Consider the following 7,665-nt stretch of genomic DNA (forward strand, 5'->3'; position numbering starts at 1 on the left):
CGAGGCAAGGCGGCGCAGGCTGCCTGATGCGCGACGTGTGGCGGGTGGCGGCTAACCCACCTTCTGCAGTCGCCCGTGCAGGTAATTACCATCGAACCCGGCAATTTGGGCCAGTTTAACCGGGTCGATGATGTTCAGTGAACCGGCATTCAGTTCCATGACCTTGGCCAGTCGCAATTTCTTGAGCACGCGGTTGACATGGACCGGGGTGAGGCCGACGGCATCGGCCAGGACGATCTGGGTCAGCGGCATCTCGCACTGGTCGTCGCTTGCCAGCCCGATGTTGCGCATGCGGATATAGAGTTCGCACATCAGATGTGCGACGCGCTCTTCGCTCTTGCGCCGCCCCATGCTGACAATCCAGGCGCGCAGCACCCCTTGATCGACCAGCTGCGACCACCAGAACGCTTGGGTAATCGTCGGCCGCGCTTCGACCAGAGCCTCCATCTGCGCGCGTGGCAGCGATGCGATTTTGGCGTTGGTCAGCGTCACGACGTTGTGGTCCATCGCTTTCAACACCGCGATATGGACGTCGCAAAAGTCGCCCGGCATCAAAAACGCCAGAATCTGACGCCCGCCATCGGGCAGCATCTTGTATCCGAACGCCCAGCCTTCCAGCATCACGAACACCGGATCGGGCGGGTCGCCCTCCCTTATCAAGTGGTGTCCAGCCGGCACCTCGCGCACCGTACGGCACGATTCCTTCAGCAACGCAACATCCGCGTCGCTGAGCGGGGCATAACCGCGCAGGCGTTCAACAAAGGCATTCGACATGAAGACACTCCTGCCTTCGGCGTAACTTGCGGGTCAAATCATGACATTAACCTTGGTTACGTTTGCCGGGGTGAAAACAGTTTATAACACGATTACTGTCGGCACGCGAACCCAGGCGTCGGCAGCAGAGAGATGAGAGTTCGCTCTCGCCTGGTCGCAAAATCGGCAGAACCATGAACGACGTACCCTTTAAGAGCATGCCCATCACGTCCTTAGCTGGCGGACTGGAGCCCGACGCACATGGTCAGGCGGCGCTGCTTCTGGCCGAAAGCATTTTGCACGCTCTGGTTGAGACCAAAGTCCTTTCGGTCGATGGCGCGCTTTCTGTGATCCAGACGACGTGCGAGGTGAAGGTTGAGGTTGCCGAGCGAATCGGAGAGTCGAATGGCCGGATGCAGGAATCGCTCGAGTTGCTCAGGGCGATCTTCGCCAGCTTTGAAGTCGACAAGCAGTAATCTGATTGAAAATAATCGTCCGGACTAATCGGGATCAACAACGCCGGCCTCCAGATATGCGATCTCATTGACAGGCACAATTTACGGGAGTCGTTCGATGCGCTTCAGTCCACTTGAACCCGCCACGACCAGAGAGAATCCATGCAAGATTGCGCTTGAGGCAAGGATGCTGGAGCTGTTTGCCCCGGCCAATGCGAGGACCGGCGATTTGGCGGCCGCCAATGGCATCCAGAACGCTTCGTTGTGGCGGTCTGACGCCATCCATCGCGCGCGCAATCTTGCCCAGCTTACCCACTCGCTCGCCAACCTGTCCGAACACCCTTCGCGTCGCTGGCTGCCTGACACCCTGGTTGTGCAGACCCGCAGCCTCGCCCGTGCTTATGAGGAACTCGGCGCGGAATGTGACCAGACCGAGCTGGTGCCGTGCGTGCCGTTGCTGACCGAGATCGCCACCCGGCTGCCGCTGATTTTCGCCATCGCGCGAAATCTCGCCGCTGTGGTCGACACACAGCCGGTCACTTTGGTGCCCGACATGCGCCGCGCGCTGATATTGATGTGCAGCGAGCTGATCATCAACACCCTGAAATATGGCTATCCCGACGGCGCGGGAGGTGTCATTCGGGTCAGCCTGACCAACGAGCCCGCAGGCGTGCGCTTGATCGTCGAAGATGACGGCGTCGGCGCTGCGAGCGCCGCCATGGCCGGGCAGGGCAGCGCACTGCTCGAACAGCTGGGCGATATCATGGGCGCATCCTTGACCAGAAGCCCGGGCGACAACAGCCAGGGCTATCGGGTCAGCGCGCAAATTGAGACAATAGCCGCGCACCCTGCTTAAGCCGGCATCGCCGCGCCAAACCCTTGTCAGGCGGTCGCCGATGCGCGATTGTGGCTTGGCAGGAGGTGATGCGATGGATCGTCAGCAGGCACGAGCCGACATCGGGCAGGCAGTGATCCATACCCACGCCACCGACGGCAAGGCGATCTGCATCCGTACCATCCGCCACAGCGACGAGAAGCGAATGCGCGAGGGCATTGCCCGGCTCTCGGAGACATCGCGTTATCTCAGGTTTTTTTCGGCGCAGCCCATGCCGTCCGACAAGGTCATTGAACAGCTGCTTGATGTCGATGGCAGCGATCATATCGCCTGGGGAGCGATTCACATGGATGGTGCGAACAGCCCGGCCATCGGCGCAGTTCATGCAATCAGAGATGAAAATGACCCCCGCATCGGGGAGTATTCGGTCGCGATCGTTGATGATTATCACAGTATCGGCATTGGCCGGATGCTGACCACGGTGTTGCTCATCAACTGCGCGGCTCAGGGGATTGGCACACTCAATATCCAGATGCTGGCAGAAAACCGGGGTGCGATCCAGTTCATCAAATCCATCGGTGGTGAGATGGATCAATGGGAAGCGGCGGTCTGCAATTTGACGCTGGATGTCCGCGCGGCGCTCGCTGCGATCGCAGCCAAGCCCCCGGTGGAGGGCATCACCGAGATATTCGCGGTGCTGGGCAGCTATATTCCGCGCTAAGCCTTGGGATCGAGCGATTGTGCAACCTCGGCAGTTTTGCTGCCGGGCAAGACGATCATGACCAGTATGAACAGCGCGAAGCCCAGGCAGATGACATTGGGGATGATCAGCGTCCAATCGCTTTTGAGATAGCCGAAGGTCGACCATGCGGCGAACGCCAGTGTGGTCAGCGCGAACATGCCGGCCGACAGCCCTTCGGTTGACCGGGCCTGGATGATCTTCCAGGCCTGGGGTGTAAAGCTGGCGACCGAAGCTATCGCGCCGGTGGTTCCTGCAATGGCGATCCAGTCCATATACTATCCTGATTTTGGCCCTGTTTCCTGCCCTGATTCTGGCTGCAATTCTTGCAGTGCGAAGAGCGATGCAACGCGTCACATTGCGCTTGGTCGCAAAAATAATTGCGGTGTTGACATAGGTCATAACGCAGCCGGCAGCAGGCAGGCTTCAATCGAAAATGTTGCGGAACATAACGTCAGTCCCGCCGTAGAGGGTGTGTTCAATCAGAACCCCAGGAGAGATGTTATGAATGAGAATATTGTGTCGAGCGTGTTTGACAGCCGCGAAGAAGCCGAACGTGCCATGATGGAATTGCGCTCGGCCGGTGTTCAGGACAACGCGATCTCAATCATCGCCCAGCAAGACGGCAAGCACACTGCGACCGACGGCAGCGGCGAAGAAGAAGCATCTGATGTCATCGGCAAAACCGCGCTTGGCGCAGGTGTCGGCGCGCTGCTGGGTATTGCGGCGCTCGCGATTCCGGGTGTTGGCCCGTTCATCGCTGCCGGTGCGATCGCTGAAGCCGCAGTTGGCGGCGCCGCGATCACCGGTACCGCGATCGGTGCGGCTGCTGGCGGGCTGACCAGCCTGTTGAGCAACCATGGCGTGAGCAGTGAAGATGCGGGCTATTTTGAAGAGCGGATCAACCAGGGCGGCGTGTTCGTCTCGGTCGATACCAGCACTGCGGGTATCTCGGCTGAGGCTGCCAGCGATATCCTTTATCGCGCTGGCGGACACAGCACCAGTCGCTCCAAGATGGTGGCTACGGCCTGATCAAGACCGTATGCCCACCCGCAAGGGCTTGGGCATTGGTTGTCAAAGTCAAGGAAAGGGGGGCCGGCTGGCTCCCCTTTTTTGCGTATGCATTGTGCCACCGGCGCGATATCTAACATGTTGTAAATTCATGCTATGTAGCTGCAAAAGCTGCGACCCCGTTGCGCGCAGTTATTGGCAGGACGGAGCGACAGGCGATAACAATGGACGGCCCTTTACCAAGCGCACCACGCAACGACCGCGCGAAGGTGGACTGGTTCCGACAGGAGTTAGGCCCGTTCGTGGTGGCGGCTGAAGCCACGCAGATGCCGATGATCTTTACCGACGCGCAACTGGCCAACGACCCTGTGGTGTTCGCCAATGATGCCTTTCTCGATCTGATCGGCTTTGGTCGCAGCGATCTGCTGGGCGTACCGCTCCATCGCGTGCTTGGCGAAATCACCGATTCCAGCACCGTGGTCTCGATCCAGCAGGAGATGCGCGCCGGGGGAAGCGGCACGTGGGACATGCAATGCCGCCGCGCCGATGCAACCGAATTCCTGGCAGCGGTATTCCTCAGCCCGGTGCACGACGGGCAGGGCACCATTCGCCAGCACATGTTCTCGTTCATCGAATTGGGCGGTCATGTCGAGCGGCTGCTCGACCATCGCAATGAAATGCATGCACTGTATGAACAGGCACCTGGCTTTATCGCGACGACCAGCGGCCCCGATCACCGGTTCAGCTTTGCCAATAGCTCATACAAGCGCTTTGTCGCCAAGGACGAGCTTGAGGGTTTGACGGTCGCCGAAGCGCTTCCGGAAATCGTGGACCAGGGCCTGATCGAGTTGCTGGATGAAGTGTATCGCACTGGCGAGCCGTTTGTCGGCAAGGCCCAGCCGATACGGATTTTCGACCCCGCCACGGGCAATACCGAGGTTCGCTATTGCGATTTTGTATATCAGGCGGTCCGCGATGCTAAGCACCGCATCACTGGGCTGTTTTGTGAGGGCTATGATGTCACCGCCCAGCAAAAAGCCGCCGACCAATTGTCGCTGTTGCAGGCAGAGCTGATCCACGTCTCGCGTGTCAACGCGATGGGCACCATGGCGACGACGCTGGCGCACGAGCTCAATCAGCCGCTGGCCGCGATCACCAACTATACCGCCGGGGTCAAACGTCTGGTCGATCCGGAGATGCCGCATGCCGTGCGGATGATGCATGCATTGCACGGCATTGAGGAGGCGGCGCGGCGTGCGTCCGACATCATCCGCAACCTGCGTGAGTTAACCCAGCGGCGCGAACCGGCCCGTGCCACATTCGATCTTCAACTGGCGGTCGCCGAATGCGTGCGGCTGGTACAGGCGACCGTGCCGCCCACGGTGCAGATCACGGAAGACATCGCAGACGATATGACGATGGCGGCGGACCGGGTGCAGATTGAGCAGGTGATCATCAATCTGCTGCGCAACGCCTGCGACGCAGTGCAGGGATCGCCGCGCCAGCTGGTCTCGGTGGTGGCGAAGGAGACTGACGGCAAGCTGCTGGTGCGCGTGATCGACAGTGGCCCGGGCGTCCAAGCCCATGCCGCCGAGGGCATTTTTACCTGGGGCGAATCGTCCAAGGACAGCGGCATGGGGCTTGGCCTGTCGATCTGCCGCACGATTGTCGAAGCGCACGGCGGCCGCATCTGGCTCGAATCGAGCGATGCGTCAGGCTCCGAGTTCTGTTTTTCGATACCGCAGGCCGTGCCCGCGACGCCATAACCTATGGGTCAGTGAACGTGCGAAGGATCGGTGAACTCGCGCATCAGATCGGTCAGCCAGTCGGCGGCGCGGGCCTGTTCTGCCGGGGACGGATCGTTGAGCAGGCGCGTCACATGCCGGGCGACGAACTGCGATGGGCCGAAATACGCCATGCTCCAGTCGGCAAATCGCCGTTCGGCCAAAGCGCTGCGATCAACCACCAGCATTTGATCATGCCGGGGGTCTTTGCGAATATTGGCCAGCAGATCATCTATCGCGTCGGCTGTGCCTTCCAGCACCTGCGCGAAATGCGTGCCGGTGAACAGCAAGGCACCGGTCAGGCCAACTGGCGGATTGCACGCAACAGCGGTGGCCACGATACGCCCGACGACCCGCTCAGCCTCGGCTGCCGGAATCGTGCTGCGACTGATATATAACACTGATGTCAATGCCATGCTGAGCTCCTATTGTTGATAGGCAGGGGCGAGATTGAACATGTTATCATGCGACAGCCTTTTTCGCATAACGGTTGATGATCGAGGGCACCTGCTTGGCGGCGTGCGCCCTGCTGTAGAGGAAACCCTGACCGATGTTGCAGCCGTGTGATGCAACAAACCGCGCCTGCCCGGCGGTTTCTATGCCTTCGGCCACCGTCGCAATGCCCAGGCTGTGACCAAGTGCGATCAGTGCACGCACGATCGCCGTGTCGTCAGGGTTCTTGCCGATCCCCGCGACAAACGAGCGGTCGATTTTGAGCACGTCGACGGGGAATTGCTTGAGGTGCGTCAGCGAGGCATAGCCCGTACCGAAATCATCGAGCGCGATGCGGATGCCATGTTCGCTGAGCAAGGACAGCGCCCGCGCGACGTGATGCGCACCGCGGCCCAGGAACACGCCTTCGGTCACCTCGACCTCGATCAGACCCGGTTGCAAGCCATGTTCCTTGATGCGGCTGATCAGGCGTTCGGCAAAATCGTTGGTCTGGAAATCAGCGGCGCAAGTGTTGATCGCGACATGGCCAAAGTCCAGCCCACGATCAACCCAGTCGCGCATGTCGCCAAGCACGTGGGAGAGCATCTGGCGACTGATTGCCGCGGCCAGTTCCCGGTCCGCAAAGGCCAGTTCGAACATCTCGGGCAACACCGGCATACCATCGATGATATTGCAGCGGACCAAAGCCTCAAATCCGATCAGCGCGCCGGTCGCGAGATCGATCTTGGGCTGATAATGCGGCACGATGCAATGGCCTTCAATCGCCTGCCTTGCGATCCGCAGCATCTGCGTGTCGCGCGCGAATTCCTCGCCCATGCTGGGGCGGAACATCTCGATGCAACCGCGTGATTGCTTTGCTTCTGCCAGCGCCAGATCACTGCATTTGGTGAGCTCCTCGGGCGTGTCAGCGTGGTCGGGGTAGATCGCGAGACCGATGCTGGCACGGCAGTCGATCTGCCGCCCATTATGCTCCATCGGTCTGTGTAGGCGTTCGTTGAGCGAACGGCTGATGGCGTCAATCTCCTCGTCGCGTTTGATCCCATGCAGCACCACGCCAAATTCATCACCGCCCAGCCGGGCGACCGTATCGCTGGCGCGCATCACCGTGCGCAGCCGTTTGGCAAAGCTGCACAGCAGGGCATCACCCACGTCATGGCCAAGCGAATCATTGATCTGCTTGAAATGGTCGACATCGATCAGCATCACGGCGGCGCGGGTGCCATCACGCTCGGCATCGCGGATCGCGGCGATCAGGCGCTTGTTGAACACGCCCCGGTGCGGCAATCCTGTCAGCTCGTCATGCTCTGCGACATGACGCAGTTCCTTTGACAGCGCGGTCTGCGCCTCAACCTGCGCCTCACGCTCAATGATCGACCGCCGCAGTTCGAGCAGCGATTCCACCTGCGCTGCCAGCACACGCAACGTAACCTGCTGGTCTTCGGTCAGTCCCTGCTGGCGCGGGGCGGGATCGAACACGCACAATGATGCAATCGGCGTACCGTCGGCTGCAAGAATCCGCATTCCAGCGTAAAACCGGATATACGGCGCGCCGGTGACAAGCGGATTACGCGCAAACAGCGGGTCCAAATGGGCATCGTTGACCACGTAAATATCATCTGCGCCGATGGCATGGGT

9 protein-coding genes are annotated in these 7,665 nt (G+C 60.2%); 5 read left to right on the forward strand and 4 right to left on the reverse strand.

What is annotated here, in order from left to right:
• Positions 1 to 51: 51 nt before the first annotated feature.
• On the reverse strand, positions 52 to 774 hold the full coding sequence (locus ACEW8G_RS09020) for a Crp/Fnr family transcriptional regulator (RefSeq protein WP_373488094.1): 723 nt from the start codon (positions 772 to 774) through the stop codon (positions 52 to 54).
• A 173-nt stretch (positions 775 to 947) separates the two neighbouring features.
• Between ACEW8G_RS09020 and ACEW8G_RS09025 the strand changes: the two genes are divergently transcribed.
• The 3 genes from ACEW8G_RS09025 (at position 948) to ACEW8G_RS09035 (ending at position 2,764) form a co-directional block, all read left to right on the forward strand.
• A complete protein-coding gene (locus tag ACEW8G_RS09025) occupies positions 948 to 1,229 on the forward strand; it encodes a hypothetical protein (RefSeq protein ID WP_373488095.1) in 282 nt (93 codons plus the stop codon).
• 97 nt (positions 1,230 to 1,326) lie between these two features.
• Positions 1,327 to 2,064 carry a hypothetical protein gene (locus ACEW8G_RS09030; RefSeq protein ID WP_373488096.1) on the forward strand — a complete coding sequence of 246 codons (738 nt, stop codon included), beginning with the start codon at positions 1,327 to 1,329 and terminating at the stop codon, positions 2,062 to 2,064.
• Between the two features lie 73 nt (positions 2,065 to 2,137).
• Positions 2,138 to 2,764, forward strand: a complete 627-nt coding sequence (locus tag ACEW8G_RS09035; protein WP_373488097.1) for an N-acetyltransferase family protein — start codon at positions 2,138 to 2,140, stop codon at positions 2,762 to 2,764.
• Here the strand turns inward: ACEW8G_RS09035 and ACEW8G_RS09040 are convergent.
• The gene (locus ACEW8G_RS09040) at positions 2,761 to 3,057 is read right to left on the reverse strand and encodes a SemiSWEET family sugar transporter (RefSeq protein WP_373488098.1); all 297 of its coding nucleotides are present in this window, start codon (positions 3,055 to 3,057) and stop codon (positions 2,761 to 2,763) included. The two genes, ACEW8G_RS09035 and ACEW8G_RS09040, sit on opposite strands and share 4 nt — an antisense overlap.
• Before the next feature lie 229 nt (positions 3,058 to 3,286).
• Here ACEW8G_RS09040 and ACEW8G_RS09045 point away from each other — a divergent pair, with 229 nt between their 5' ends.
• Positions 3,287 to 3,814 (forward strand): hypothetical protein, encoded by a 528-nt coding sequence (locus tag ACEW8G_RS09045; protein ID WP_373488099.1) that lies wholly within the window; start codon positions 3,287 to 3,289, stop codon positions 3,812 to 3,814.
• 203 nt (positions 3,815 to 4,017) lie between these two features.
• Positions 4,018 to 5,559 (forward strand): ATP-binding protein, encoded by a 1,542-nt coding sequence (locus tag ACEW8G_RS09050; protein WP_373488100.1) that lies wholly within the window; start codon positions 4,018 to 4,020, stop codon positions 5,557 to 5,559.
• Between the two features lie 8 nt (positions 5,560 to 5,567).
• Here ACEW8G_RS09050 and ACEW8G_RS09055 read toward each other — a convergent pair whose 3' ends face one another.
• Positions 5,568 to 5,993, reverse strand: a complete 426-nt coding sequence (locus tag ACEW8G_RS09055) for a BLUF domain-containing protein (protein WP_373488101.1) — start codon at positions 5,991 to 5,993, stop codon at positions 5,568 to 5,570.
• Positions 5,994 to 6,039: 46 nt separating this feature from the next.
• A partial coding sequence (locus ACEW8G_RS09060; protein ID WP_373488102.1) for an EAL domain-containing protein occupies positions 6,040 to 7,665 on the reverse strand: 1,626 nt, incomplete at its 5' end.

Source organism: Blastomonas sp. (assembly GCF_041747255.1).
GTDB lineage: Bacteria > Pseudomonadota > Alphaproteobacteria > Sphingomonadales > Sphingomonadaceae > Blastomonas.

Bases quoted from the DNA above. Each gene is read 5' to 3' on its own strand.
- ACEW8G_RS09045 (WP_373488099.1), top strand. From the start codon at position 3,287: ATGAATGAGAATATTGTGTCGAGCGTGTTTGACAGCCGCGAAGAAGCC.
- ACEW8G_RS09030 (WP_373488096.1), top strand. From the start codon at position 1,327: ATGCGCTTCAGTCCACTTGAACCCGCCACGACCAGAGAGAATCCATGC.
- ACEW8G_RS09025 (WP_373488095.1), top strand. From the start codon at position 948: ATGAACGACGTACCCTTTAAGAGCATGCCCATCACGTCCTTAGCTGGC.
- ACEW8G_RS09035 (WP_373488097.1), top strand. From the start codon at position 2,138: ATGGATCGTCAGCAGGCACGAGCCGACATCGGGCAGGCAGTGATCCAT.
- ACEW8G_RS09020 (WP_373488094.1), bottom strand. From the start codon at position 774: ATGTCGAATGCCTTTGTTGAACGCCTGCGCGGTTATGCCCCGCTCAGC.
- ACEW8G_RS09050 (WP_373488100.1), top strand. From the start codon at position 4,018: ATGGACGGCCCTTTACCAAGCGCACCACGCAACGACCGCGCGAAGGTG.
- ACEW8G_RS09040 (WP_373488098.1), bottom strand. From the start codon at position 3,057: ATGGACTGGATCGCCATTGCAGGAACCACCGGCGCGATAGCTTCGGTC.
- ACEW8G_RS09055 (WP_373488101.1), bottom strand. From the start codon at position 5,993: ATGGCATTGACATCAGTGTTATATATCAGTCGCAGCACGATTCCGGCA.